Origin of the sequence: Rhodoferax sp. (genome assembly GCF_028715765.1) — a bacterium.
In the GTDB taxonomy this organism is placed as follows: domain Bacteria; phylum Pseudomonadota; class Gammaproteobacteria; order Burkholderiales; family Burkholderiaceae_C; genus Rhodoferax.
In genome coordinates this window covers 1-25,784 of the sequence record NZ_JAQURE010000019.1, presented here as the reverse complement: position 1 = coordinate 25,784, position 25,784 = coordinate 1, and the positions used below count along the sequence as shown (strand labels likewise).

The 25,784-nt window shown below is 58.3% G+C and carries 21 protein-coding genes; 8 read left to right on the top strand and 13 right to left on the bottom strand.

The genetic code is table 11. From position 1 onward, the window contains the following. Genes pal through PHT20_RS08465 form a run of 4 tightly spaced genes read right to left on the bottom strand, consistent with a single transcriptional unit; the run spans position 1 to position 3,517 of the window. Positions 1-537, bottom strand: coding sequence for a peptidoglycan-associated lipoprotein Pal (pal, locus tag PHT20_RS08480; RefSeq protein WP_301020168.1), 537 nt, complete (start codon positions 535-537; stop codon positions 1-3). Between the two features lie 17 nt (positions 538-554). Beyond that, entirely contained in the window at positions 555-1,805 is a 1,251-nt protein-coding gene (tolB, locus tag PHT20_RS08475; protein WP_301020167.1) for a Tol-Pal system beta propeller repeat protein TolB, read from the bottom strand. Between the two features lie 55 nt (positions 1,806-1,860). Then, positions 1,861-2,709 (bottom strand): glycosyltransferase family 2 protein, encoded by an 849-nt coding sequence (locus tag PHT20_RS08470; protein ID WP_301020166.1) that lies wholly within the window; start codon positions 2,707-2,709, stop codon positions 1,861-1,863. A gap of 1 nt (position 2,710) precedes the next feature. Next, entirely contained in the window at positions 2,711-3,517 is an 807-nt protein-coding gene (locus tag PHT20_RS08465; RefSeq protein WP_301020165.1) for a glycosyltransferase family 2 protein, read from the bottom strand. 60 nt (positions 3,518-3,577) lie between these two features. On the opposite strand from PHT20_RS08465, the gene PHT20_RS08460 reads away from it, so the two are divergent. Continuing rightward, positions 3,578-4,864 carry an O-antigen ligase family protein gene (locus PHT20_RS08460; protein WP_301020164.1) on the top strand — a complete coding sequence of 429 codons (1,287 nt, stop codon included), beginning with the start codon at positions 3,578-3,580 and terminating at the stop codon, positions 4,862-4,864. Next, the gene (msbA, locus tag PHT20_RS08455; protein WP_301020163.1) at positions 4,861-6,645 is read left to right on the top strand and encodes a lipid A export permease/ATP-binding protein MsbA; all 1,785 of its coding nucleotides are present in this window, start codon (positions 4,861-4,863) and stop codon (positions 6,643-6,645) included. The genes PHT20_RS08460 and msbA overlap by 4 nt, the downstream gene beginning before the upstream one ends. 4 nt (positions 6,646-6,649) lie before the next feature. On the opposite strand, the gene PHT20_RS08450 is transcribed toward msbA, so the two are convergent. From PHT20_RS08450 to PHT20_RS08435, 4 genes are all read right to left on the bottom strand, one after another. Then, positions 6,650-7,852, bottom strand: coding sequence for a glycosyltransferase family 4 protein (locus PHT20_RS08450; protein WP_301020162.1), 1,203 nt, complete (start codon positions 7,850-7,852; stop codon positions 6,650-6,652). Then, positions 7,849-8,598, bottom strand: coding sequence for a polysaccharide deacetylase family protein (locus PHT20_RS08445; protein WP_301020161.1), 750 nt, complete (start codon positions 8,596-8,598; stop codon positions 7,849-7,851). The genes PHT20_RS08450 and PHT20_RS08445 overlap by 4 nt, the downstream gene beginning before the upstream one ends. An 8-nt stretch (positions 8,599-8,606) precedes the next feature. Further along, positions 8,607-10,082 (bottom strand): ribonuclease G, encoded by a 1,476-nt coding sequence (rng, locus tag PHT20_RS08440; RefSeq protein WP_301020160.1) that lies wholly within the window; start codon positions 10,080-10,082, stop codon positions 8,607-8,609. Positions 10,083-10,234: 152 nt separating this feature from the next. Then, positions 10,235-11,005, bottom strand: a complete 771-nt coding sequence (locus PHT20_RS08435) for a 3-hydroxybutyrate dehydrogenase (protein ID WP_300084667.1) — start codon at positions 11,003-11,005, stop codon at positions 10,235-10,237. 118 nt (positions 11,006-11,123) lie between these two features. Here PHT20_RS08435 and PHT20_RS08430 point away from each other — a divergent pair, with 118 nt between their 5' ends. After that, complete coding sequence (locus tag PHT20_RS08430; protein WP_301020159.1) at positions 11,124-12,065, top strand: alpha/beta hydrolase; 942 nt, start codon at positions 11,124-11,126, stop codon at positions 12,063-12,065. After that, on the top strand, positions 12,065-14,308 hold the full coding sequence (locus tag PHT20_RS08425) for a bifunctional (p)ppGpp synthetase/guanosine-3',5'-bis(diphosphate) 3'-pyrophosphohydrolase (RefSeq protein WP_301020158.1): 2,244 nt from the start codon (positions 12,065-12,067) through the stop codon (positions 14,306-14,308). Before PHT20_RS08430 ends, PHT20_RS08425 begins: the two co-directional genes overlap by 1 nt. Positions 14,309-14,334: 26 nt before the next feature. On the opposite strand, the gene PHT20_RS08420 is transcribed toward PHT20_RS08425, so the two are convergent. After that, entirely contained in the window at positions 14,335-15,549 is a 1,215-nt protein-coding gene (locus PHT20_RS08420) for an MFS transporter (RefSeq protein WP_301020157.1), read from the bottom strand. Positions 15,550-15,773: 224 nt separating this feature from the next. Between PHT20_RS08420 and sbcB the strand changes: the two genes are divergently transcribed. Together sbcB and PHT20_RS08410 are read left to right on the top strand one after the other, a co-directional pair. Further along, positions 15,774-17,219, top strand: a complete 1,446-nt coding sequence (gene sbcB, locus PHT20_RS08415; protein ID WP_301020156.1) for an exodeoxyribonuclease I — start codon at positions 15,774-15,776, stop codon at positions 17,217-17,219. 209 nt (positions 17,220-17,428) lie between these two features. After that, positions 17,429-20,302 carry a DNA methyltransferase gene (locus PHT20_RS08410; RefSeq protein ID WP_301020155.1) on the top strand — a complete coding sequence of 958 codons (2,874 nt, stop codon included), beginning with the start codon at positions 17,429-17,431 and terminating at the stop codon, positions 20,300-20,302. 61 nt (positions 20,303-20,363) lie between these two features. Here the strand turns inward: PHT20_RS08410 and ybeY are convergent, their stop codons facing one another. Continuing rightward, entirely contained in the window at positions 20,364-20,807 is a 444-nt protein-coding gene (ybeY, locus tag PHT20_RS08405) for an rRNA maturation RNase YbeY (RefSeq protein ID WP_301020154.1), read from the bottom strand. 80 nt (positions 20,808-20,887) lie between these two features. Beyond that, positions 20,888-21,982 (bottom strand): PhoH family protein, encoded by a 1,095-nt coding sequence (locus PHT20_RS08400; RefSeq protein ID WP_301020153.1) that lies wholly within the window; start codon positions 21,980-21,982, stop codon positions 20,888-20,890. 40 nt (positions 21,983-22,022) lie between these two features. Here PHT20_RS08400 and ruvA point away from each other — a divergent pair, with 40 nt between their 5' ends. Next, entirely contained in the window at positions 22,023-22,595 is a 573-nt protein-coding gene (ruvA, locus tag PHT20_RS08395) for a Holliday junction branch migration protein RuvA (RefSeq protein WP_300087875.1), read from the top strand. Positions 22,596-22,611: 16 nt separating this feature from the next. Here the strand turns inward: ruvA and PHT20_RS08390 are convergent, their stop codons facing one another. Then, positions 22,612-22,956: a type II toxin-antitoxin system PemK/MazF family toxin gene (locus PHT20_RS08390; RefSeq protein WP_301020152.1), complete on the bottom strand. Its 345-nt coding sequence runs from the start codon at positions 22,954-22,956 to the stop codon at positions 22,612-22,614. Beyond that, a complete protein-coding gene (locus tag PHT20_RS08385) occupies positions 22,956-23,225 on the bottom strand; it encodes an AbrB/MazE/SpoVT family DNA-binding domain-containing protein (protein ID WP_301020151.1) in 270 nt (89 codons plus the stop codon). The genes PHT20_RS08390 and PHT20_RS08385 overlap by 1 nt, the downstream gene beginning before the upstream one ends. Positions 23,226-23,288: 63 nt before the next feature. Here PHT20_RS08385 and PHT20_RS08380 point away from each other — a divergent pair, with 63 nt between their 5' ends. After that, positions 23,289-25,727 (top strand): N-6 DNA methylase, encoded by a 2,439-nt coding sequence (locus PHT20_RS08380; RefSeq protein WP_301020150.1) that lies wholly within the window; start codon positions 23,289-23,291, stop codon positions 25,725-25,727. Positions 25,728-25,784: the final 57 nt, after the last annotated feature.

The following is a 25,784-nucleotide window of genomic DNA, read 5'->3' as shown; positions in this document are numbered from 1 at the left end:
TCATTGATAGCGAATTTCGGTACGGCGATTCTTCGCAAATGCCGCTTCGTCGGAGCCAGATACGGCTGGTTTTTCTTTACCAAAACTCACGGATTCCATCTGGCTTTGCGGTACACCCAAAATAGCCAAGGCATTGCGCACTGCATCTGCACGTTTTTGTCCCAAAGCCAAGTTGTATTCACGGCCGCCTTGCTCGTCGGTGTGGCCATCAATGGCCAGTTTGCGCGATGGCTGAGCCTTGGCCAAACGTGCGTTGTTCGCAATCACAGACTGAAACTCTGGTTTGATGACATAACTGTCGTAATCAAAATACACCAAACGTGATTCAGAAGAGGCATTGGTAGGCATGGATGATTTACCCAAATCCACAGGGGCTACGCCGCTGCCCGCTACGCCTGAACCTTTGGCATCAGAGGGCTGAACCGTTTTAGAAGTGGCATCAGCCACAGGCACATCATTCAACGGCACTGACGTGCCACAGGCAGACAACAACACAGCTGCGCACACTGAAACCAAAACACTTTTCACGTTCATCATTGAGTTACTCCAAAAAATCAAGGTTTAAAAAAAGGTCCCCAGTGTGGCTCACGAATGTCACCACCTTGTCCATTCAAACGCGCTTTGACGCGGCCGTCGAGCGTGCTGGTCATCAGCGCTTCTCGCCCCTGCTGCTGGGTCGCATACACCAGCAATTTGCTGTTGGGCGAAAAACTCGGGCTTTCATCCGCGGCTGTATCGGTCAGGGCAGTTGCTGTCCCATCAGTCAACGACATCACATGCAATTTAAAAACACCACTGACGCGCGAAATATAAGCCAGCCACCGGCCGTCGGCGCTGACGGCGGGAGAAATGTTATAGGTTCCCGTGAAGGTGATGCGCTCCACATTGCCACCCGTGGCCGCTACTTTGTAAATTTGGGGTGCGCCACCCCGATCGCTTACAAAGTAAATGCTTTGTCCATCAGGTGAAAAAGCTGGTTCGGTGTCAATGCTGCTGGATTGAATCAATCGGCGCGGTTCACCCCCTGCAGCACTCAGCAAAAAAAGTTGTGAGCCGCCGTCACGGCTCAAAGTCACCGCCAAAGTTTTGCCATCTGGCGACCACGCGGGCGCACTGTTGGAACCCTTAAAGTTGGCGATCAATTTGCGCTTGCCTGTACTCACGTTGTGCACATAAATGACCGGCTTGCGCGACTCAAACGACACATAAGCCAATTGATTGCCATCGGGCGACCACGCTGGTGAGATGATGGGCTCTGGGCTGGCCAAAGCAGACTGTGCGTTTTCGCCATCCGCATCAGCCACCCATAACTGAAAACGCGTCCCCACCTTGGTCACATAAGCAATGCGGGTTGAAAACACACCTTTGTCGCCGGTTAACTTTTCGTAGATGTAGTCAGCCACTCGGTGCGCAGCCATGCGCAAATCCAGCGCAGCCACCACAAAACCCTGGCCACCCTGATCTAGCCCTTTGACCACATCCCAGAGCCGAAAACGCACATCAAAGCGGCCATCAGCCAGCTTGGTCACACTGCCGGTAGCCAATGCATCGGCACCGGCCTGGCGCAATGCAGACAATTCAGGTTTGGTGGCTTCGTCCATCACCCCCAAAGCGATATCAATGGCGCGAAACTGGCCGCTGCGCTGCAAATCGGCCAAAACAATCTCTGAAATCTTCTGACTCAATGCCTCTTGCCCTTTGAAGGCAGCCACAGTCACCGGCAATTGGGTCAACCCCACACCTGAGACGTCAATTTTGAATTGCGCATGACTTGACAGCGCCATCAAGGCCAAGGTGCAAACCATGCAAAATTTAACGAAATAACTCATCTTGAAATTCATGTGCCTACAGGCCTGTTGCTCAGTTCAAGGCAGTGACAACCACACCTTCTGAGCTCAAATTATCGCGGATACCACGGCTGGCCTCGACGATGCTGGTGTGACTGCGATCTATCACCCGCTGGTAGTTCACACTTTCGGCATAGCGGCTGTTTTGTGGGTGCCACAAGTGAAAAACCTCGGTGCTGAAAAAACCGTTTTTTCTAGACAAGCCAAGGTGATGCAGCCTCAACACCAGGTCAGCATCTTCATGGCCCCAGCCCTCAAACGACTCGTCAAAACCGTTGACCGCCATAAAGTCACTTCGCCACAGCGCAAAGTTACAACTGCGAATCTGCTTCCAGCGAAATTGCGACTCACATCGCCCAGGCGCTTGCGGCCAATACACCCAATGCGCCAGCTTATTTGTATCCCCTTGAAAGCGCCAACGCAAGCCATCCCAAGCGCTCGCTGCCAGCAAATCGACCTCACCCGTGACCACCTGTTGGGTCAAACGCTCACTGAGCAACACCCGGTTGCCATTGACAAAATAGCCAGCTTCGGCCAGCGCCTCATGGGCCTTGACAAAGTGCGCATTGGGCACACAGTCGCCATCCAAAAACACCAGGTACTCGGCCTGGCTGGCCATGGCGCCCAAGTTTCTGGCTTGTGAGGCGGTAAAGCCAGTATCTGGATGCCACACATGGCTGACCGCACAGCTGAATTTGGGCAGTTGCGCACGCAGCGCCGCCACATGAGCTGCACTAGAGCCATCGTCTGCAATCACAATTTCATGCTGTGCTGTGCACTGCGGCGCCAAGGCTCGCAACACCTGAACCAAGGCATCGACCCGGTTGTAAGTCAAGATCACAAAGCAGGTGGTCACAGCCATGTCACTGCCCAATTTCGTGGCGCGTCATCAGCCAGCGTTTGGCATAGCGGTAGTAAGTGCCTTCTGCATTCGAGATGGCCAGCGCCAGCCCGAGCTGCCCATCCAAAAAACCTCGCCGCAATACATAAGTCCTGAAAAATGCCCATGCACCATGCCCTAGGGCGCCCCACAACGTGGCAGATTTACCCTTCGCACGCAGTGCCACAGCGCCTGCGCTGGAGTAGCGGTTGGCTTTGTCCAGCACCGATTCAAAGTCTGGAAAGCTCAAGTGCACCAACGGTGTTTTCAAATCTCCTACGGCACCTTGCACACACAATTTTTCATGCACCACATCATTTGAAAATTGGGCACTGCCGCGCTTGAACAAGCGCACCACCCAATCGGGTGACCAACCCGAATGCTGCATGAATTGGCCGCAGTAACTCGAACGCCGTGGAAACCGGTACACCTGCGCCCCCTGGTTTTGCGCCACCACGGCCAAAATCTCGTCGCGCAGTGCGGGCGGCACGCGCTCATCAGCGTCCACAGACAGCACCCAATCGCCCTTGGCCAGCGCCAGCGCACGGTTTTTTTGTGCCCCAAAACCCGGCCAGTCTGGGGTGACATGCACCTGTGCGCCCAACTGGCGCGCCAGCGCAGCCGTTTGGTCGGTGCTGGCAGCGTCCACCACAATGATTTCATCCGCAAAATCCAGCGCCTTAAGGCAGTCCACGATGTGGGCTTGCTCGTTGTGGGTGATCAGGATGGCAGACAAACGCATGGTCAGGGTCTCAATGAAGTCAGGCAGATGATCATAGTTGAGCCTCATGGCGTCAGCGGCTCACTCTTGACCATGCGGTAAAGTCAGGCGCTGCTATTTTTCAAAAAAATGCCCCATTCGCTCACCCGCTTTGGTCTCAGCCTGAGACTGTTTATTGTTGGCTTGGTCACCGCATCAGTCAGCCTGCCCATGGCCTGGATCAGCTTGGGCAAGCTGCTGCTATTTGTGGGGTGCCTGGTTTATTTTTTTGTCACTTTTCGGCAAAAAAGGGCGCAGGATGCGCTTCACACGCTCTGGTCGGTGCGTCTGATTTTCATCATTCTGGCCGCTTTTGCGGTTAGCCTGTTGTGGACGCAAGCCCCGCTGGACATGGCCGTCACAGCTTTTGTCAAGCACAGCAAACTGCTCGAAGTTGCCATGCTGGTGATGTTGATTCGCACCCCCCGTGAAGCCCGCCTGGCCTTGCTGGTGTTTGGTCTGAGCCAAGCCTTTTTCATTCTCAGTTCATGGGTCATGGCCACCGGCTACCGCGTGCCTTGGGCCACCAGCATCTTAATTCCTCAGTACAAAACGGTCGTCTATTCCACTTACCTGGATCAAACCCTGATGTTTGCCGCCACTGCCGCAGTGTGCTGGCACATGCGTCGGCATTGGCCGCAAGCGGCCTGGGTCGCGGTCACGCTGGCCACGCTGGCGGTGTTGGCCCTTGCCAACAACCTGTTTTTGCAAGTCGGTAAAACTGGCTACCTGGCCTCGCTGGTGGTGTTGAGCTTGGCGGTGATGTGGCACATTCCACGCCAATGGCGCGTGGTGTCATTGATGGTTTTCCCTGTGGTCATGTTCGGGCTGATGTATGCCAGCTCGGCCAAATTCCAGGGCAAGGTGGCACAAGTCATCACCGAGAGCCAAAACTACAGTGTCCAAAACGACAACATTTCCTCGTCTGGGTTTCGCTTGAACGCCTGGCGCCGCTCGCTGCAAGCCATGGCCGAGCAACCCTTGACCGGCTTCGGTGTGGGCAGTTGGACGCAGACGGTCAAACGCATCGAAGGTGCCAACGCCAACCTGGTGTTTGGCGACGGACTCAGCAGCAACCCGCACCAGGAATTTTTGTTGTGGGGCGTGGAGTTGGGAGTGGCGGGCAGCCTTTTGTTGCTGCTGTGGGTGGCAGCCCTGGTGCGAGATGCCATGCGATTTGACCCACCCCTGCAGCGCGCGTTGATCTCTGTGGTGGCCGTGATGGTGGTGGGTTGCTTATTTAATTCTTCGCTGTATGACGCCTTGATTGGTGATTTTTTCTGCATCACCTTGGGTCTGTTGTTGGCCTTGGGGGTGCGTACAGAAGCGCCTTTGGCAGGCTCCCTATCCCTCCATTCAAACGGTCTACCGGCATGAGCACGCCAGATTCAAACGACACCAGGGCACAGGTCAGCCCCCCTGACAAAGGGCTGCTCCAGCGCATTCGGCGCTTTGCCCCCTACTTTGGCACCTTGCCTGGCACTTGGCTGATGGTGGCGCTGAGTGCCGTGGTCGGTGCCGCCACCGAGCCCATGATTCCGGCCTTGCTCAAACCGCTGCTTGATCGTGGCTTTCAGCGTGGCGAGCTTGAAATCTGGGAAGTGTCGGCCGCGTTGCTGCTGTTGTTCGGGGTACGCGGGCTGGCTGGTTACCTGTCGCAAATTGGCCTGACCCGCATCACACACCAAGGCTTGCTGCTGATGCGCCAAGCCATGTTTGGCAAAATTTTAGCAGCTGAATTGCGGTTGTTTTCACAGCAAAGCTCCAGCGCTTTGTCGAATACCGTGGTCTATGAAGTGCAAAACGGTGCCACCATGCTGGTCAACGCCATGCTCAGCCTTACCCGCAACGGCTTGACCCTGCTGGCTTTGACTGCCTACCTGTTTTACTTGAACTGGAAGCTCACGCTGATCGTGGCAGCCATCTTTCCGGCAGTGGCCTGGGTCATGAAAGTGCTGACACGGCGCGTGCACAAACTCACCCATGCCACCCAGCAAGCCACCGACGAGCTGGCTTATGTGGTGGAAGAAAACGTGTTGGCGCACCGCGATATTCGGCTCTACGCTGCCCAGGCCAGCCAGGCTCGCCGCTTCAATGGCTTGAGCGAATCCCTGCGGCATCTGGCCATGAAATCCACCGTGGCTGGGGCGGCCATGACCCCCATGACCCAAATGCTGGCGGCCATTGCGCTTTCGGCTGTGATCTCGGTGGCGCTGGTGCAAAGCGCCAGCAGCGGCACCTCGGTGGGTGGCTTTGTGGCGTTTGTCACCGCCATGCTGATGATCATTGCGCCGGTGCGCCAACTCTCTGAAGTGTCTAGCCCCATCACCCGGGGTTTGGTGGCACTGGAGCGGGCGCTGGCCTTGATCGAGCACACGCCAGACGAGTCCAGTGGCTCGTTCAGCACTTCCAGAGCCACTGGGTCACTCTTATTTTCAGAGCTATTGGTGCAGTATCCATCTGCCTCAGAGCCTGCTTTGAACATTAAAAATTTCAAGATTGAAGCCGGTGAAACCGTGGCCTTGGTAGGCGCCTCGGGCTCGGGCAAAACGACGCTGGTCAATGTCCTCACGCGCTTTGTTGACATGACCCAAGGCCAGGTGCTGCTGGACGGCCATGACCTGCGCGACTGGCAGCTGCCCGCCCTGCGGGCGCAGTTTTCGCTGGTCAGCCAGCAGGTGGTGATGGTCAACGACAGTGTCGCCGCCAACGTGGCACTGGGCTTGCCCATGGACAAAGCGCGCGTGCTGCAATGTTTGACTTCGGCCAACTTGCAAGACTTTGTGCAAGCTCTGCCGCAAGGGCTTGACACGCTGGTGGGGCACAACGCCACCCAACTCTCAGGCGGGCAGCGTCAGCGCCTGGCCATTGCCCGAGCCCTTTACAAAGACGCCCCGATTTTGATTTTGGACGAAGCCACCTCGGCGCTTGACACCGAGTCTGAGCGCAGTGTGCAAGAGGCGCTGGAGCGGCTGATGAACCACCGCACCACGCTGGTCATTGCACACCGCTTGTCCACCGTGCACCACGCCGACCGCATTGTGGTGCTTGACCACGGCCGCATTGCAGAAGTGGGCAACCACGCCGCGTTGTTGCAACAAAACGGCCTGTATGCCCGGCTGTATCGGCTCGGCTTGCACGACGGCGTAGCCGGCTGATGCTTCAGCTGCGGCCTGTGTCTGGTTGTCTGTGGTCAGCCAAATCAGCGTAAATCTGGGCTTGCCGCTGCGCCAGTGCTGACCATTGGTGGTTTTGCGCAAACGCCAGGGCGGCTTGGCTGAGCTGCTGACGCAGCGCACCCTCTTGCTGCAAACGGCTCAACGCGGTACTTAATGCCCATGCGTTCTGCGGATCAGCCAGCACCAACGCATTGACCTCATCGGTCAGCAGTGCGGCGATGCCGCAGTAGCGTGCAGCACTCACCACCACCGGCAAACCGTGCGCCATGGCCTCTAGCACCACCATGGCAAAAGTGTCTTCCAGTGTGGGGTGCGCCAGACAGTCGGCAGCTTGGTAAGCCACGCCCACATCGGCCAGTGACCCCAAAAAAAACACCTGTGCCGCCACCCCGGCAGATTGCGCCTGGACCTTGAAGTGCGCCGTCTGCGCCGGGTTGCCCACCACCGCCACAAAACAGCTGCGGGGCAACTGCGCCAGCGCTTGAATCAAGCTGGTCAAGCCCTTTTTGCGGTAGTCGTTGCCCACAAACAAAATGCCGAAACCCTCCAGTGGCAAACCCAAACGGGCTCGCGCGGCTGCCTGCTCGGCCGCACTGGCAGCCCCTACCACCCGCTCAACACCCGGCGTGATCACGCTCAGCGCCGCCTGGCAAGCCGGGTAGGTCTGCAGCACTTGCGCCACCAGCGTTTGCGAGGTCAGCACCAGCGCGCGTGGCTGGCGCACTGCAAACCGGCTGCGCTCCAGTGCCAGATACACCAGCAGCCGTGGGCTGGTGATGATGTTCAGCCAGCGCAGTGCCAGCCGTGCGCCCTGCACACCCTGCAGCAAGTTGTACTTGATGGGCAGCACATGCACCGTCTGCACATGACCGTGCCAGGTGTTCTCGTGCGAATGCACCACATCAAAGCCTTTGCGGGTGGCCCACCACGTGGCCGTGGCAAACCACAGCTGGTTCAGCCAACGCGGCCGTGTCAGCGGCGCAGACACCTGGTGGTAAGTCACGCCTGGCCAGACATGGTCAATGTGCTGGGCAAACACATGAATATCGTGCTGCGCGGCCAGCTGCTCCACCAGCGCAATCGAGTAACGCTCAGCACCGCCGCCAGTGCCTGAGAACTGGCGGTTCAGCACCGCAATGCGCAGTCGTCTTGGAGTGGGTGCCTGATCAGCGGCGAGGGCGGTCATGCGCTGCGCCTGTCTTCGTAGCGGGTGGCAACTTTGAGCCAAAACACGGCCAAGGTGGTGGCGCGCAGCACTGGCACCCGGGGCAATTGCCACAGGTCGGCACCGCTGTGCACCCGGCCTCTTTGGGTGGTGGTGGCCGACGCAAAGCCAGCTTGCCTGACCATGTTCACATGCGCTGAGTGGTAGCAGCCATAGGGATAACAAAAGTGCTCTAGCCCTTGGTTGACGTGCATAGACAGCTCTGTTTTTGAGAGTTCAATCTCTTCTTTGGCAAGCGCTGGCGAGACCTGTGTCAGGTTCACATGGTGGCGTGTGTGCACCCCCACCTCTTGCCCACCCGCCACCCATTGGCGCAATTGGGCGGCGTCCATCAAGCGTGCTGGCGCCACGCCCAGCGCTGCGTCCCACGCATTGGTCTGCCCCAAACGCTGGCTCACACAGTAGCAGGTCGACGAAAAACCCAGGCCCTGCAGCACCGGTAAGGCGTGGATGAGATTGTTCTCATAGCCATCGTCAAACGTGATGCCCACCACCTTGCCCACTTGCTCGCCGCGCACATAGGGCAGCAGCGCGGTCATGCTCAAGCCTTGGTAACCCAGCCGCTTGAGCCAGCGCATTTGGCGCGCAAAAGCGCCGGGCGACACATACAGGCTTCTGAACGGCGCCCCCTTGGGCGGCGCAGCAGCAATCTGGTGGTAGACCAAGATGGGAATGGGCGAGGCGTTGGCAGTCTCAAACCAAGTCATATCCACCTCTAAAGCAACACAATGTCGTACTGTTCCTGCCCCATGGCACTCTCGCTTTGCAGCGACACCGGCTTGCCTATGAATTCGCTCAAGCCCGCCAGGTGCTGGCTTTCTTCGTCCAGCAGCAGCTCTATCACCTTGGGCGATGCCACCACCCGGAACTCTTTGGGGTTGAACTGGCGCGCCTCGCGCAAAATTTCACGCAAGATGTCGTAGGCCACGCTGCGCGGGGTTTTCACCATGCCTTTGCCTTGGCACAGCGGGCAGGGTTTGCACAGCATGTGCGCCAGCGACTCGCGTGTGCGCTTGCGCGTCATCTCCACCAGCCCAAGTTGTGAAAAACTGCCACACATGGTTTTGACATGGTCACGCGCGAGCTGTTTGCGCAGCTCGGTCAACACCGCCTCTTGGTGCTCTGGTGGCGTCATGTCGATGAAATCCACAATGATGATGCCGCCCAGGTTGCGCAGGCGCAGCTGCCGGGCAATGGCTTGAGCCGCCTCCAGGTTGGTTTTGAAAATGGTGTCGTCAAAATTGCGCGCCCCCACAAACCCGCCAGTGTTGACGTCAAACGTGGTCAGCGCCTCGGTTTGATCCACGATCAAATACCCACCAGACTTCAACTCCACCCGCCGCCCCAGCGCTTTGGCGATTTCTTCGTCAATCGCAAACAGGTCAAAAATAGGCCGCTCACCCTTGTAATGCTGCAGTTTTTGCGCGGTTGCAGGCATGAAGGTTTGGCAAAAAGCCAGCATCACGGCACATTGCTCCTGCGAGTCGACCTTGATGAACTGGGTGTGCTCGGTACACAGGTCACGCAGCACACGCTGCAGCAGGCTCAAATCTTGGTGCAGCAACGACTTGGGCGGCAGCGTGCTGGCAGCGTCGCGAATGCGCTGCCAGGCTTTGCGCAGGTAAGCCACATCGTCAGCCAACTCTTGCGCGGTGGCGTCTTCACCATTGGTGCGCAAAATAAAACCGCCACCAGCGTCGCCCACCAGGGTTTGCAAGTGGGTGCGCAGCTCGTCGCGGCGCGCCTGCGGGATTTTTTGCGACACGCCAATATGGTCATCCTGCGGCAAAAACACCAGCATGCGCCCAGCCATGCTGATCTGGGTGGACAGCCGCGCACCTTTGGTGCCAATCGGGTCTTTGATCACCTGCACCATCAGGCTCTGGCCTTCAAACACCTGTTTTTCAATCGGTGTTTGGCTGGACAGATGGCGCGCGGTAGCAATGGTTTCGCCCTCTGCCGGCGGGTGCCAGACATCAGCCACATGCAAAAACGCCGCACGCTCCAGCCCAATGTCAATGAAGGCTGACTGCATGCCCGGCAGCACCCGCGCCACCTTGCCCAAATACACATTGCCCACCAGCCCACGCTCCAGCGCGCGCTCCACATGCAGCTCTTGCAGCACACCGTTTTCCACCACCGCCACCCGCGTCTCTTGCGGCGACCAGTTGATCAAAATATCTTCTTGCATTTTTATATAAGAAATTGGCCTCTAGCGCTTACGGAATAAGCGTGAGTAGCTATAAAAAATTAACCAAACAAGAGGTTTGAGTCACAGCCTTTGGATGGGGAAACCTGCCAGAGAAGGGGGCAGGGCAGGTGTGCCTGATGGCTGCTTTTGAATTATTGCGCCACCCAGCCGCCGTCCATGTTCCAGGCCACGCCGCGCACGTTGTTGGCGGCCGGGGAGCAGAAAAACACCGCCAGCGCGCCCAGTTCTTCGGGGGTGGTGAATTGCAGCGATGGCTCTTTTTCACCCAGCAGCAGTTTTTTGGCCTCGTCATTGCTCAAGCCCAGGGCAGCGGCTTTGGCGTCCACCTGCTTTTGCACCAGCGGCGTCAGCACCCAGCCGGGGCAAATGGCGTTGCAAGTGATGCCGGTGGTGGCGTTCTCCAGCGCAGTCACCTTGGTCAAGCCCACCACACCATGTTTGGCCGCCACATAGGCCGATTTTTCAGCCGAGGCCACCAGCCCGTGCACCGAGGCCACGTTGATGATGCGCCCCCAGCCCGCCGCCTGCATGGCTGGCAGCGCGGCGCGGGTGGCATGGAAAGCACTGCTCATGTTGATGGCAATGATGGCGTCCCAGCGCTCCACGGGGAAGTTTTCGACCCGCGCCACATGCTGAATGCCGGCGTTGTTGACCAAAATGTCAACCCGGCCAAACTGCTCGGCGGCAAAGGCAATCATGGCTTCAATCTCGGCCGGTTTGCTCATGTCGGCACCGTGGTAAGCCACTTGGCCGCCCAGTGCTGCCACCTCGGCCTTGGGACCCTCGGCATCTCCAAACCCATTGAGCACAATGTTCGCCCCTTGGGCGGCCAGCGCCTTGGCAATGCCTAAACCAATGCCGCTGGTGGAACCGGTCACCAGCGCTGTTTTACCTTTGAGCATGAAAATTTCCTTGTAAAAATGAAACGGGGAGTCTGTGTTGCAGATTGAATTAGGATGTTGGCAAGCGCTCAAACCCCATCAGCACCTGCCCTCACACTTCATTATCCAACCCCCGCCCATGTCTTACCCCAACCCACCTGCCGAACCCACGCTTGAATTTGTCACCTGCCCCGACCCGCAAGGCGGCCACCGCATGGCCTACTGGCAGTGGGGTCAGCCTGACAGTGCGCATGTGGTGCTGTGCGTGCATGGCCTGACCCGTGTGGGGAAAGACTTCACGGTGCTGGCGCAGGCCTTGTGCCGCCGTGCGGCTGAGCAAGGGCGACCCCTGCGGGTGGTCTGCCCTGATGTGGCCGGGCGTGGCCGCAGCGACTGGCTCAAAGACCCCGCGCTGTACCAGTTGCCCACCTACGCCGCCGACATGCTCACTCTATTGCAGCAGCTCAATGCCCACACCCTTGACTGGCTGGGCACCAGCATGGGCGGGCTGATTGGCCTGGTAGTGGCCAGCCTGCCCGAGCCGCCGGCTTGTGCCAAAGTGCGTCGCTTGGTGCTCAACGATGTCGGTCCCAGCATTGAATGGCAGGCGCTGCAGCGCATTGGCCAATATTTGGGCAAAACCGGGGTGTTTGACTCTGAGCAGCAAGCTGCTGATGCCTTGTGGGCCATTGCCAGCAGCTTTGGCCCGCACACCCCGGCGCAGTGGCTGGCGCTGACTCGCCCGTTGCTCAAGCCGTTGCCAGACGGCAGCGGCCGCCTGACCCTTCATTACGACCCGGCGCTGGCCGAGCCCTTCAAAGCCCTGACCCCCGAGGCCGCAGCCGCGGGTGAAGCCATGCTGTGGCAGGCCTATGACCGCATCACAGCACAAACCTTGCTGGTGCGCGGGGCACAGTCTGACTTGCTCTCGGTGCAAACTGCCCAGGCCATGACCCAGCGCGGCCCGCGCGCCCAGCTGCTTGAATTTGCCGGGGTCGGGCACGCGCCCACCTTTGTGGCCGAGCCTCAGGTGCAGGCGGTGCTGGCTTTTTTACTGGATGAACCTGTGAGCCTGGCCTGATGAAAAGTCTCTACATTGCTGACTCGGTGGTGCCAGCGCTTGCGCCGGGTGCCAAGCCGGTACTGCCAGTGGTAGCTGCCACCGCCCACAGCCTGCCAGAGCAGGCCAACGCCCTGACCCGGGCGCGCGCCTTTGCCGAGCCGCTGCTGGCCTGCGAAACCCTTGACACCGGTGAAAACATCCTGGCGCATGCCGATGCAGTGGCGGCCATTTTGCGTGGCATTGGCGGCTCTGAAGCGATGCAGGCGGCAAGCTACTTGGTCTATGCCTGCGAGCATTTGCACAAGCCCCAAGAGGTCATTGCCAAAGCCTTTGGTGACAACTTTGCCGCGCTGGCCATGGAAACCACCAAGCTGGTGCGGGTGCAGCGCCATGCCCGGCAAATGCGCACCGCCGCCGATGCCGCACCGCTGGCGCTGGCGCAAACCAGTGCCATGCAGACCGAAAACGTGCGCAAAATGCTGCTGGCGTTCTCGCGCGATTTGCGTGTGGTGATGTTGCGGCTGGCCTCGCGCCTGCAAACCCTGCGGTTTTATGCCAACAGCAAAACCCCGCTGCAAGCTGGCCTGGCCGACGAGTCGCTGCACGTGTTTGCCCCGCTGGCCAATCGGCTGGGCATTTGGGAGCTGAAGTGGGAGATGGAAGACCTGGCGTTTCGTTTTTCAGAGCCCGACACCTACAAACACATTGCCCGCCTGCTCGATGAAACCCGGGTCGAGCGCGAGCGCTCAGTGGAGCGCATGCGCGCCCAACTGGAGTCAGATTTAAACGCCAACCACATGGCGGCCAAAGTGTCTGGCCGACCCAAGCACATCTACAGCATTGTGAAAAAAATGCGCGGCAAGTCGCTTGACTTTGAGCGTGTTTATGACGTGCGCGCCCTGCGCATTGTGGTGGCCAACGTGCCTGAGTGTTACGCCGCGTTGAGCTGGGTGCACAGCCATTTCAACCCGATCAGCGAAGAGTTTGACGACTACATTGCCAAGCCCAAGGTCAATGGCTATCAGTCTTTGCACACCGTGGTGCGTGACGCCAGCGGCCAGCCTACTGAGATTCAAATCCGCACCCAAGCCATGCACGACCATGCTGAAAACGGCGTGGCGGCGCACTGGGCCTACAAGGAGGCTGGTGCCAAGGGCTATGCCGGGGTGTCGGCCAGCGGCGCCTATGACAACAAAATCGCCGTGCTGCGCCAGCTGCTGGCCTGGCAGCGCGACCTCTCGGGCAGCCCCAGCCAGGCGCTGATGGATGACTACATTTACGTCCTCACGCCCGATGCCGCCATCATCGAGTTGCCCCAAGGCGCCACCCCGGTGGACTTTGCCTACAGTGTGCACACCAGTCTGGGGCACCGCTGCCGCGGCGCGCGGCTCGACGGCGTGATGGTGCCACTGCAAACCCCATTGAAAAACGGCCAGACGGTCGAGGTGACCACCGCCAAAGAAGGCGGCCCCTCGCGCGACTGGCTCAACCCCGAGCTGGGCTACTTGGTCAGCCACCGCGCCCGCACCAAAGTGCGCGCCTGGTTCAACGCGCTGGCGCTGACCGAAACCATTGCCAAAGGCCGCGAGGCGGTTGAAAAACTGCTGCAGCGCGAGGGCAAAACCGCCATCAAGCTTGAAGACCTGGCCACCCAACTGGGCTTTGCCAGTGCCGATGCGTTGTTTGAATCGGTTGGCAAAGACGAGTTTTCTCTGCGCCCCATCGAGCAGCTGCTGCGCCCGCACGAGCCCGCCCAATTTGATGCCCAGGCACCTTTGCTGCGCAAACCCCGCAGTGGCGACCAGGCTGGCAAAAGTGGTCTGCTGGTGGTGGGCGTGGATTCGCTCATGACGCAAATGGCCAAGTGCTGCAAACCTGCACCGCCGGACGCCATTGTGGGTTTTGTCACGCGTGGCAAGGGGGTCAGCGTGCACCGCGCCGATTGCAGCAACCTGGCTGAGATGGTGGCCAAAAATGGCGAGCGCTTGATTGAGGTTGAATGGGGTCTGGGTCAAGCCGCCAGCAGCCATGTTTACCCGGTGGACGTGGCGGTGCAGGCACACGACCGCACTGGGCTGCTGCGCGATATTTCTGAAGTGTTCACCAAAGAAAAAATGAACGTGATCGGCGTGCAAACCCAGTCCATCAAAGGCACCGCCTGGATGATCTTTACCGTGGAAGTGGCCGACGCTGGCCGCCTGCACAAGGTGCTGGGCATGGTGGCCGAGTTGACTGGTGTGCGTTCGGTGCGCAGAAAATAAAGGTCACTATTCAGGGTGCTATGAACTCATGAGGGCCGATTTTCTTCGGGTGCTTTCATTGCGCTGAAACTTCTGTAAAGCGCCAGGTCGTAGACGAGTTTCAGACCTCCGCAGAGGAAAAAAGGCAAACTCAGCCAAGCCGCATTAGCCAGAAACATGCCGGTTAGCAGGGGTGACAGTGATGCGCCAACTGAGCGCGCGATGCCAGTCACACCCGCTGCTGCCGAGCGTTCGTCGGGCGCCACCACGGCCATGGTGTAGGACTGCCGCGTTGGCACATCCATCTGCGAAATGCTGAAACGCGCCAGCAACAGGCCGATTGCCAACGGCAGGTTCGGCATCAGCGGCACCAGCATCAGCAGCAGGTTGGAGGGCACATGGGTGAAGACCATGGTGTTGATCAGTCCGAAACGCTTCGACAGCGGCACGGCCAGCAGGGCCGATATGCCAGCCAGCACATTGGCCGCAAAAAACAGGCTTCCCAGCAGCCCGGTGTCCATACCAAACTTGATGTGGAACCAATACGCCATCAGGCTTTGCAAAATCAGGCCACCGGCGAAGGCATCTAGCGCAAACAAGGCCGACAGGCGCAGCACCACGCCGCGTGAGCGGTGCAGCCCCAGCACAAGCTTTGTGCTGCCGGCCACTTTTTTCTGCGCCTCGATGGCGGGTGAGAGCTTCAGAAAAAGCAGCGCCAGCAGCAGACCACCGGCGGCGTAAGCGCCCAGCACCACGCGGTAGGCGTCCAGCGCCGGCCAGCCACGGTTCTGCAAAATTTGCGCCACCCAGCCACCGCACAGCGCACCGGCCGCGGTCGCAAACGAGCCCGTCAGGTTGTACCAAGCGAAGACGTGCGTGCGCTTTTGGTCTGGGACGATCTGGCTCAGGCTGGCCTGCTCAACCGACAGAAACGGTCCGATCTCGTTCCCGCTCGGGCTGATGACGCCGACAATGGCCGCCGCCATCAGCACGGCAATGTTGTCCGTCACCATGAAAACCAGTCCCGCGCCTAACATCAAAAGCGCGCCAATCAGCAGCGTGCGCCGCCGGCCAAACCGGTCTGCCGAGGTGGTCAGCCACAGTGACACCGCCGCGTCCCCCGCCAGCGTGAGCGAAAACAGCAGACCGATCTGCGCGCCAGTGAGCCCAACTTGTGCAAGATAAAGCGCCAAAATGAGCGACAGAAAGCCATAGCAAAAAAGCCGGATGATCCGAGTTGCAAAGAGAATTTTGAAATCCATACGAGCCTATTTTTTTGGGTCACATGCCGCCGATAGCAAGTGACGCGGTTAATGCGGACGAGCAAGCGGGGTAGCCATTTCATGACAACCTTTGACGCTTTGCAAGCATCGTAAACGTTTAGTGAATTGAAATTAAATTTATAAAAAATAAGCCTTTAGCCCTTATAGAATAAGCGTAAGCAGCTATTTATAAAGTAGCAAATACAGTGACTACCAGGTTTTTTATGACCCACACTTTTCTTTGGCACGACTATGAAACCTTTGGCATCAACACCCGGCGTGCCCGCCCGGCGCAGTTTGCCGCCATCCGCACCGATGCCGAGCTGAACCCCATTGGCGAGCCGCTTATGCTGTATTGCCAGCCAGCCAATGATTTTTTGCCAGAGCCGCAAGCTTGTCTGATCACTGGCATCACGCCCCAGGAATGCCTTGAGAAGGGGCTGCCTGAACACCAGTTTGCCGCCCACATTGAGCAAGCGCTGGCGCTGCCTGGCACGGTGGGTGTGGGCTACAACACCATTCGGTTTGACGATGAAATCACACGCTTCATGTTTTGGCGCAACCTGATCGACCCCTATGCACGCGAGTGGCAAAACGACTGTGGCCGCTGGGACTTGCTCGACGTGGTGCGCACCGCCTACGCCCTGCGCCCCGAGGGCGTTCAGTGGCCAGTGAATGCCGAGGGCAAGCCCAGCTTCAAGCTCACTGACCTGACCGCCGCCAACGGATTGGTGCATGAGGCAGCGCACGATGCCTTGAGCGACGTGCACGCCACCATCGCGCTGGCGCGGCTCATCAAAACCGCACAGCCAAAACTGTTCGACTTTTGTTTTGGTCTGCACAAAAAAGACCGAGTCATGGCCGAGCTTGGCTTGCCCACCACCCGGGCGCAGGCCAAACCGTTTTTGCATGTGTCGGGCATGTTTTCGCCCGAGCGCGGCTGCACCGCGTTGATGTGGCCGCTGGCCATGCACCCCGGCAACAAAAACGAGCTGCTGGCCTGGGACTTGGCGTTTGACCCCAGCGAATTGGCCAGTTTGAGCGTGGCCGACATCCGGTTGCGCCTGTTTACCAAAACCGCAGACTTGCCCGCAGGGGTGAGCCGTTTGCCGATCAAATCGGTGCACCTGAACAAGTCACCCATGGTCATGAGCAACCTGAAAGTGCTGAACGCCACCCAGGCTCAGCGCTGGGGCATTGACCTGGCGCTGCAGTGCGAGCGCGCCGCCGTGGCCCGTGATTTGCCCGACATGAGCGGCGTGTGGGCTGAAGTCTTCAAGCGCGAAGCGGCCAGTGAAGTGGATGTGGACGAAGACCTGTATGGCGGTTTTGTGGGCAACGCCGACCGCCGCCGCCTGAACGACTTGCGCCAGCGCACCCCGCAAGAGCTGGCCAGCGCCCGCCCCAGTTTTGACGATGTTCGCCTGCCCGAGCTGCTGTGGCGCTACCGCGCCCGCAACTTCCCCGCCACGCTGAGTCCCCAAGAGCAACAGCGCTGGCAAGCCCACCGCAAGGCATACCTGCTCGATGGTGCGGCAGGCACCCTGACATTAGATGATTGGATGGCGCAAATGGATCAGCTGGCCGATGGGGTAGACGCGCGTGGCGAAGCCGTTTTGGCGGCCTTGTCGGAGTATGTGGAAGAGCTTGTGGAGCCGTTGGGGGCGTGAGTCGGTGCTGAATTGCGCCACCTCAAATTTGGCATCCGGCTGCTGGCGTGCGCTGCGTGGTAGGGTCAGCACACGGCAACCGGTTGACGCCTGTTGGCGTGCCGTGATGTATCGCCACATCGTGCTAACCTTTGAGCGGTCAATCTCAGACAGTTTGACAAAGCCGCTACCGACTGGGTGGCTCATCTCCACACGAAATTGATCTCAACATGCCGTTAAGCTGGAACGAAATTCGCGCACGCGCCACCACTTTTGCTGCCGAGTGGCAGGGCACCGAGAGCGAGGATGCTGATGCCAAGCCCTTTTGGGACGCATTTTTTGATGTGTTTGGGGTTTCCCGACGCAAGGTGTCGAGCTTTGAGAAGCGGGTGCACAAGCTGGGCACGGCGCAGGGCAAGATTGACCTGCTCTGGAAGGGTACGCTGCTGATTGAGCACAAATCTCTGGGACGTGACCTGGATCGGGCTTACCAGCAGGCCATTGACTATTTTCCGGGGCTCAAGCCCGAGGAACTGCCCCGTTATGTGCTGGTGTGTGACTTTGAGCGGTTTGAGTTGCACGACTTGGAGCCAGATGACGGTGTGGCACCGGTGCACAAGTTCAAACTTTCAGAGCTGCCGCAAAACATCCACCACTTTGCTTTTATTGCGGGTTACCGCACGCAGCGCATTCGTGAATCTGACCCGATCAACCAAGAGGCGGTGGTGGCAGTGGGTCAACTGCATGATGCCTTGAAGCGGGACAATTACACCGGCCAAAAACTGGAAGTCTTTCTGGTGCGGCTGCTGTTTTGCCTGTTTGCTGACGACACCGGCATTTTTCAACCCAAAGACAGTTTTCATGATCTGATTGAATTTCACACCCACACCGACGGCTCTGACGTGGGTGCGGTGTTGGATGAAATGTTCAGCACATTGAACGAAGAGCCCAGCCAACGCCAAGGCAGGCTGGCCGAGCATTTTGCGCTGTTTCCCTATGTGAACGGCAAACTGTTTGAAGCGCACTTTCGTCCGCCGCAGTTTGATACGGCCATGCGCCAGCAGCTGCTGACGCTGTGCGCCATGAATTGGGGTGCCATCTCTCCGGCCATTTTTGGCGCCATGTTCCAAACCGTGATCGAGCTGGAAGCTGCCGACCGCCGCCGCCAGCTGGGGGCGCATTACACCAGCGAGGCCAACATCCTGAAGCTGCTCGGGCCGCTGTGCCTGGATGAGTTGCAGGCAGAGTTTGAAAAAATCAAAACCAACCAGGACAAGCTGTTTGAGTTTCATAAAAAGCTGCAAACCCTTACCTTTTTGGACCCCGCTTGCGGCTGTGGCAATTTCTTGGTGATTGCCTACCGCGAGCTGCGCAAGCTTGAGTTTGAGGTGTTGCGTGCCGCCGCCAAGTTTGGCCAGCGAGTGGGCAGCGTGTTTGGGTTTTTGCAGGTGGATGTAGACCAGTTTTACGGCATTGAAATTGAAGAGTTTCCAGCGCAAATTGCCCAAGTGGCCATGTGGCTGACCGACCACCAGATGAATGTGATGGCCGGGGTGGCGTTTGGTGAAGTCATCACCCGCATACCGTTGGTGAAAAGCGCCAACATTCGCAAGGGTAACGCCCTGGAAATTGATTGGGCTGAGTTTGTGCCACCGCGCCAGCTTAACTTCATCATGGGCAACCCGCCTTTTATTGGCAAACAAATGCAGTCAGCCGAGCAAAAAGCGGCACTGGCATCGGTCACGCACGGCATGGCCGGTGCGGGCGTGCTGGATTTTGTGGCGGGCTGGTTCGTCAAGGCCGGGCAATACATCAGCAGCACGCCTGACGGGTTTGGTGGCATTGCAGCCAAAGCCAACAAGGGGCGAAAAAACTTCAAGGATGTGAAGTTCGGGCAGGGTTTGGGTGACATGTTTGCCGCGGCTGCAGTGGCAGAGGTCAAGCAGCGCCGCGCCATTCGCTGCGGATTCGTTTCTACCAACAGCATTACCCAAGGCGAGCAAGTGGGCGTGTTGTGGGCGTGGATGCTGGCGCAGGGCATGTGCATTCGGTTTGCGCATCGAACCTTTCAATGGAGCAACGACGCGCCTGGCAAGGCGGCGGTGCATTGTGTGATTGTGGGGTTTGGCATGGAGCCCGTGCCCGCGCCCCGGCTGTTTGAATACGAAGACATCCAAGGGTTGGCGCATGAGGTGACCGCCAAAAACATCAACCCCTACCTGGTGGATGCGCCCTCGGTGGCGCTGCCCAACCGGCGCGCGCCCATTTGCAAGGTCTCCCCCATTGTGTTTGGCTCCATGCCCAATGATGGCGGTGGCTTGTTGTTAAAGCCAGATGAAAAGGCTGCGCTGCTGGCGGTGGAGCCTGCTGCGGCGCCCTGGCTTAGGCGCTTCATGGGCGCAGATGAATTCATCAACAACGGCACGCGCTGGTGTTTGTGGCTCAAAGACTGCCCGCCGCAAACCCTGACCACATTGAAAGCGGTGCGCCAGCGCCTTGAAGGTGTGCGACAGCATCGTGCCAACAGCGCTCGCCCCACCACCCAGGCGCTGGCTGCCACGCCTGCGCTGTTTGGGGAAGACCGGCAACCCCAAAGCGCTTATTTGTTCATACCCAGTGTGTCATCAGAAAAACGCCAGTTTGTCCCGATTGGGTTCATGCAGCCCAAAGTGGTGGCCAGCAATGCAGCCTTGGTGGTGCCCAACGCCACGGCGTACGAGTTTGGCGTGCTCAGCTCGACCATGCACAACGCCTGGGTGCGCTACACCTGCGGGCGGCTCAAGAGCGATTTTCGTTATTCGGCGGGTATTGTTTACAACAATTACCCCTGGCCACAGGATGTCAGTGACAAGCTGCACGCCGCCGTCAGCACCGCTGCACAAGGCGTGCTCGAGGCCAGAGCCGTGCACCAAAAAGGCAAAACCCCGGCCAGCTTGGCTGACCTTTACAACCCGGTCACGATGCCCGCCAACCTGACCGCAGCGCACAAAGCGCTAGACAAAGCCGTAGACGCTGCCTACGGTACAAAGGGGTTGAAAACAGATGCCGAACGGGTGGCATTTTTGTTCACGCTGTACCAGCACTACACCAGCTTGCTGGTGTGAGGGCGCGCCTGAAAGCCCGTGCTTGAAAGTTTGCCAGGCCATCACCTGAAATTTATTGCCATCAATACGGGTTTTCAAACCCCAGTCGCGCCATGATCTCGCTCTCGCGCAGCTCCATCACTTGGGCGTCTTCGTCTTCTTCGTGATCCCAGCCTTGGGCGTGTAAGGCTCCGTGCACCAGCAGGTGGGCGTAATGTTCTTCCAAGGTCTTGTTTTGCTCCTTGGCCTCTGCCGCTACCACCGGGGCGCACAGCACCAGGTCGGCTGTCACGATGGGCTCTTGGCTGTAGTCAAAGGTCAGCACATTGGTGGCGTAGTCTTTTTTTCGGTAGTCGCGGTTGAGCGTTTGGCCTTCTTCGGTGTCCACAATGCGCACCGTGATTTCGGCATCAAATTGCAGCGCATGGCGAATCCATTTGGCCACTTTGTGGCGTGGCAGTGCCGCGCGGTGCAGTGGCGCATCGGCAAAGCGGGCAAATTGCAAAGACAGGGTAAGTTGGTTCATGGGGTTTTAAATTTATAAGAAATTGGCCTTTAGCGCTTTATTTATAAGCATAAGTAGCTATGTATTCAATAGTAATTTGCTTACAAAACAGGCTTCTTGTGCGCTGGTTTGCGCACCACCGTGTTGGCGTTTGCCTTGGCTTTGGGGGCGGTTTTAGCGCGTTGGGGCAGTTTGGGTGGGGTGTGCACGGGCAGGGGGGTGGCTTCAAAGTCGGGCACCGGCAGGGCATCGTGGCGGGGGTGTGGGTGAATGCGCCCGGGTGCGTCGTAGGCGTCCACAATGCGTGCCACCAGCGGGTGGCGCACCACATCTGCGCTGGTCAGGCGGCACATGGCAATGCCAGCCACGCCTTTGAGCACGCGCTCGGCATCAATCAGGCCGCTGAACTGGGTGGTGGGCAGGTCAATCTGGCTCACGTCGCCAGTCACCACGGCTTTAGAGCCAAAGCCGATGCGGGTCAGAAACATCTTCATCTGCTCGGGCGTGGTGTTTTGCGCCTCGTCCAGAATCACAAAACTGGTGTTCAGGGTGCGCCCGCGCATGAAGGCCAGCGGCGCGATCTCAATGGTTTGGCGCTCAAAGGCTTTTTGTACCGCCTCAAAACCCATCAGGTCGTACAGCGCGTCGTACAGCGGGCGCAAATAGGGGTCAATTTTTTGCGCCAGGTCGCCCGGCAGGTAACCCAGCCGCTCGCCTGCTTCCACCGCTGGGCGGGTCAACACAATGCGTTGCACGGCGCTGCGTTGCAAGGCGTCCACGGCCATGGCCACCGCCAGGTAGGTTTTGCCGGTGCCGGCCGGACCAATGCCAAAGGTGATGTCGTGGCTGGCAATGCTGTCCAGGTAACGCGCTTGGTTGATGGAGCGGGGCTTCAGGTCGGCGCGTTTGGTTTTGAGTGAGGGGCTGTCTTCGCCCTGCACATCGCCGTCGCCAGAGAGCATCAGTTGCACGGTGCGCGGCTCAATCGGGCGCGCCGCCATTTCGTACAAGGCTTGCAGCATTTCCATGCCGCGTTTGGCGTTGGCCTTGAGGCCATCCACCTTGAACTGTTCATGCCGGTGCGCAATTTTGACCTGCAGCGCCAGCTCGATGCTGCGCAGGTGTTCGTCCATGGGGCCACACAGGTGCGCCAGGCGGGTGTTGTTGGGAGGGGTGAAGAGGTGGCGAAGGATCACGTTGATAATTCCAAAAATTGTTCCCCATGATAGGCAAAAAATGATTGCGAAACTCACTGGCACGCTCGATGCCAAAAACCCGCCCGCGGTGGTGCTGGATTGCCACGGTGTGGGCTACGAGGTGTTCGTGCCCATGAGCACGTTTTACAACTTGCCCGAGCTGGGCGCCAAGGTCACGCTGCTGACACATTTTGTGGTGCGTGAAGACGCGCAGCTGCTGTATGGCTTTGCCAGCGCGCAAGAGCGCGAAGGCTTTCGCGAGCTGATCAAAATCTCGGGCGTGGGGCCGCGTACTGCGTTGGCTATTTTGTCGGGCATGAGCGTGGCTGAGCTGGCGCAAGCCATCACGCTGCAAGAGGCCGGGCGCTTGATCAAGGTGCCAGGCATTGGCAAGAAAACTGCCGAGCGCCTGTTGCTGGAGCTTAAAGGCAAGCTCGGCCCTGACATTGGCGTGGTGGCCAGCGTTGCCAGCGACGCGCAGTCTGACATTTTGCAAGCCCTGCTGGCGCTGGGCTACAACGACCGCGAGGCGGCCTTGGCGCTCAAGGCGCTGCCCAAAGAGGTGGGCGTGAGCGAAGGCATCAAGCTGGCGTTGCGGGCGCTGGGGAAATAGGCTTGGCCAGTCGCTGTCAAAGCTCAAAAATAGGTTGAAGCCGAGCCAGCACTTCATCCATCAGAAAGCGTGACATCAAAGCTTCGACAAAGCGGCCTGATCGTGCGTGCATGTCGATGGTGCGTGGCTGGTTGCACATGACCACCCCCTGTGAGACGCTTGCGCTGCCCATCAAGGTTACGGCAAAACCGGCAAACCGAGATTGCAAACCGCCTTGAGTGATGGGGCAGACCACACACAAACCCAAGTTGTTGAATGCTTTGTCTGACACCACCAGTACCGGGCGCAACCCCTGTTGTTCTTTGCCCAAGGTGGGGTTGAGGCTGACAAGCCAGACGTCGCCGCGTGCAGGGGTGCGCATCAGTGGCTCTTCTCAATGATTTCAAGCCCAACTGGTGGGGCGTCTAGCCAGTTGCGGTCTTCTTCTGTCATGGGGCAAGTTCCATCACACTGCGCCAGCAATTGAGCCAGTGTGTAGCGCGCTTTTTTGAGCGGTGCCACGATCAGTTTGCCGTCTTGAACATCAATGTTGACTTGTGCGCCTGTCTGCAAGTGGACAAGTTCAAGCAATCTTTTGGGTATGGCCATGACGACAGAGCCGCCAACAGTGCGCAGGGTTGCGGTGGGCATAGTGAACTCTCGGGATTTATATTACACATTAGTATAACTATGGGCCGCTGTTACGATAAGTTGATGACCCTCAGCAACGCCCAAACCAACGCCTCCCTATCCGTTCAAGCCTACTTGCAATCCCTGCAAAAAGAACTGTCGCGCGGCGACGCCACAGAGCACACGCACCGCAGTGCCCTTAAAGCCTTGATTGAGTCTGCTGCGCCCGGTTTGCTCGCCACCAACGAGCCCAAAGCCACACAGCGTGAAAACAAGCCCGATTACATCGTGCGCAAGGGCGCCTCGGTGCTGGGCTTTGTCGAGGCCAAAGACGTGGACAAAAGCCTTAAAGCTACGCTCAAAACCAACCAGCTCAAGCGTTACCTTGAAGCGCTGCCGAACCTGCTGTTAACGAACTACCTCGACTTCATCTGGTTCGTGGGCGGTGAAAAGCGCATGGAAATCAGCCTGGGCGAGTTGAACGGCCTGCACGTCAGCCCCGCCAAAGACGCCCCAGCCCGCTGGGCCGAGTTGATGGCCTGTTTTTTGGCCGAAGTCACGCCCACCGTGTCAAGCCCGCAGCAACTGGCCAAAAACCTGGCGGGTCAAACCCGGCTGCTGCGGGACTTGTCATTGGAGCTGCTGACTGCGGGCGATGCAGACCTGATGGCGCAAGACGAGAGTTTTCGCGCCATGCTGGTGCCAGACCTCAAACCCGAAGAATTTGCCGATATGTACGCGCAAACTGCCACCTACGGGCTGTTCACCGCACGCGTGTTTGCGCACACCAGCATGTTTGGCGGCAACCCCGAGTCGCTGCCTGACAGCCTTAAAAAAGACGATGCCTTCAGCCTGGAGCAAGCGGCCTACCTCATTCCCAAAGCAAACCCGTTTTTGCGGCAATTTTTCCAGCACATCGCCAGCCCCAGCCTGCACAAAGACCTGCGCTGGCTGGTAGTACAAATAGCTGAGAGCCTGCGCTACACCGACATGGACAAAGTGCTGCACCACCAAAGCCGTAAGCAGGGCTTTGAAGACCCGGTGTTTCATTTTTACGAAACTTTTCTGGCCGAATACGACCGCAGCTTGCGCGACTCACGCGGCGTTTTCTACTCGCCTGAACCGGTGGTGGACTACATCGTGCGCGGTGTTGACTGGCTGCTGGTCAACCGCTTCGGCTTGCCAGCCGGTCTGGCCGACCCCAGCGCGCTGGTGCTTGACCCAGCCACTGGCACGGCCACTTTTTTGCGCAAAGTCATCGCCCTGATTCACCAGCGGGTAGACGCCGAGCACGGCGCGGGCGCATGGCCGGGTTATGTGCGCGCCCAGTTGCTGCCGCGCATTTTTGGCTTTGAGCTGATGATGGCGCCCTACACCGTGGCCCACCTCAAGCTGGCGCTGCAGCTCACGGAGACTGGCTTTGAATTTGCCCAGGGCGAGCGCCTGCATGTTTACCTGACCAACACCCTTGACCAGCTGCACCAGAAAACCGCCGCCATGCTGGGCCAGTGGATTGCGAAAGAAAACGAAGGGGCTGAAAAAATCAAGCTCGACCAACCCGTGGTGGTGGTCGTGGGCAACCCGCCGTATTCAGGCGAGTCGCGCAACAAGAGCGACTGGATCATGGCGCTGCTGCAAAGCTATAAAACCGAGCCCGAAGGTGGCCCGCTCAAAGAGCGCAACAGCAAGTGGATTAACAACGATTACGTCAAATTCATCCGCTTTGCGCACGACCGAGTCAAGCGCACCGGCCATGGCATCGTGGCTTTTATCAGCAGCAACAGCTTTTTGGATGGCCCTATTTTTCGCGGTATGCGGGCACAACTGATGGCTGACTTTGACGATATTTATGTGCTTGACCTGCACGGCAATGGCAACAAGGGCGAACGGACTCCGAAAATATTGCAAATTCAGGGCGATGACAAAAACGTATTCGACATTCTGGAAGGTGTGTCTATAACTTTCCTGGTGAAGCTACCCCCCGAATTTGTCGCGCCAGCGGTTGAAGAACCCTTTCAACTTACCGCGCCCGAATCTGGTGCCAAGAAAAACAAGCATCACCAACTCCAGGGCGGTAAAGTGACCTTGAAAGCTCGCATTCATCAAGCCGATTTGTGGGGCAGCCGCGAGTACAAATACGGCTGGCTTGAAAAGCATGGCCTGTCAGACACACCGTGGCAAAGCCTGCAACCTGCCTTGCCGCAACTGCTACTGGTGCCACGCGATGAATCTGATGCGGCAGAGTACGCGAAAGGTTGGCCGCTTATGAAAATTTTTGGGCTGACCTTGCTTGGGCCAAATTCACATCGTGACCACTTCGCGGTTGCATTCGGTGCTGACGAAGCACAAAAGCGGATTCATGATTTCTTCAATGAAGGCATTTCAGATCAGGATATCCGTGATCGTTATGAGCTTGCAGACAACAGAGATTGGTCGCTTCGGCGCGCTAGATCGTTGAACCCAGATAGTCCATTAGGATTTTCAAAAGAAAAGTGGTGCAAACCTCCCAGTGCAGATTTCTAATGGATACCATTAGAAATTCCGTTTGAAATCATACGGTTATCCAACAGTCTGGAGGTG

Coding starts and splice junctions, on each gene's coding strand:
- pal (WP_301020168.1), bottom strand. CDS start 537: ATGATGAACGTGAAAAGTGTTTTGGTTTCAGTGTGCGCAGCTGTGTTG.
- tolB (WP_301020167.1), bottom strand. CDS start 1,805: ATGGTTTGCACCTTGGCCTTGATGGCGCTGTCAAGTCATGCGCAATTC.
- PHT20_RS08470 (WP_301020166.1), bottom strand. CDS start 2,709: ATGGCTGTGACCACCTGCTTTGTGATCTTGACTTACAACCGGGTCGAT.
- PHT20_RS08465 (WP_301020165.1), bottom strand. CDS start 3,517: ATGAGGCTCAACTATGATCATCTGCCTGACTTCATTGAGACCCTGACC.
- PHT20_RS08460 (WP_301020164.1), top strand. CDS start 3,578: ATGCCCCATTCGCTCACCCGCTTTGGTCTCAGCCTGAGACTGTTTATT.
- msbA (WP_301020163.1), top strand. CDS start 4,861: ATGAGCACGCCAGATTCAAACGACACCAGGGCACAGGTCAGCCCCCCT.
- PHT20_RS08450 (WP_301020162.1), bottom strand. CDS start 7,852: ATGACCGCCCTCGCCGCTGATCAGGCACCCACTCCAAGACGACTGCGC.
- PHT20_RS08445 (WP_301020161.1), bottom strand. CDS start 8,598: ATGACTTGGTTTGAGACTGCCAACGCCTCGCCCATTCCCATCTTGGTC.
- rng (WP_301020160.1), bottom strand. CDS start 10,082: ATGCAAGAAGATATTTTGATCAACTGGTCGCCGCAAGAGACGCGGGTG.
- PHT20_RS08435 (WP_300084667.1), bottom strand. CDS start 11,005: ATGCTCAAAGGTAAAACAGCGCTGGTGACCGGTTCCACCAGCGGCATT.
- PHT20_RS08430 (WP_301020159.1), top strand. CDS start 11,124: ATGTCTTACCCCAACCCACCTGCCGAACCCACGCTTGAATTTGTCACC.
- PHT20_RS08425 (WP_301020158.1), top strand. CDS start 12,065: ATGAAAAGTCTCTACATTGCTGACTCGGTGGTGCCAGCGCTTGCGCCG.
- PHT20_RS08420 (WP_301020157.1), bottom strand. CDS start 15,549: ATGGATTTCAAAATTCTCTTTGCAACTCGGATCATCCGGCTTTTTTGC.
- sbcB (WP_301020156.1), top strand. CDS start 15,774: ATGACCCACACTTTTCTTTGGCACGACTATGAAACCTTTGGCATCAAC.
- PHT20_RS08410 (WP_301020155.1), top strand. CDS start 17,429: ATGCCGTTAAGCTGGAACGAAATTCGCGCACGCGCCACCACTTTTGCT.
- ybeY (WP_301020154.1), bottom strand. CDS start 20,807: ATGAACCAACTTACCCTGTCTTTGCAATTTGCCCGCTTTGCCGATGCG.
- ruvA (WP_300087875.1), top strand. CDS start 22,023: ATGATTGCGAAACTCACTGGCACGCTCGATGCCAAAAACCCGCCCGCG.
- PHT20_RS08390 (WP_301020152.1), bottom strand. CDS start 22,956: ATGCGCACCCCTGCACGCGGCGACGTCTGGCTTGTCAGCCTCAACCCC.
- PHT20_RS08385 (WP_301020151.1), bottom strand. CDS start 23,225: ATGCCCACCGCAACCCTGCGCACTGTTGGCGGCTCTGTCGTCATGGCC.
- PHT20_RS08380 (WP_301020150.1), top strand. CDS start 23,289: ATGACCCTCAGCAACGCCCAAACCAACGCCTCCCTATCCGTTCAAGCC.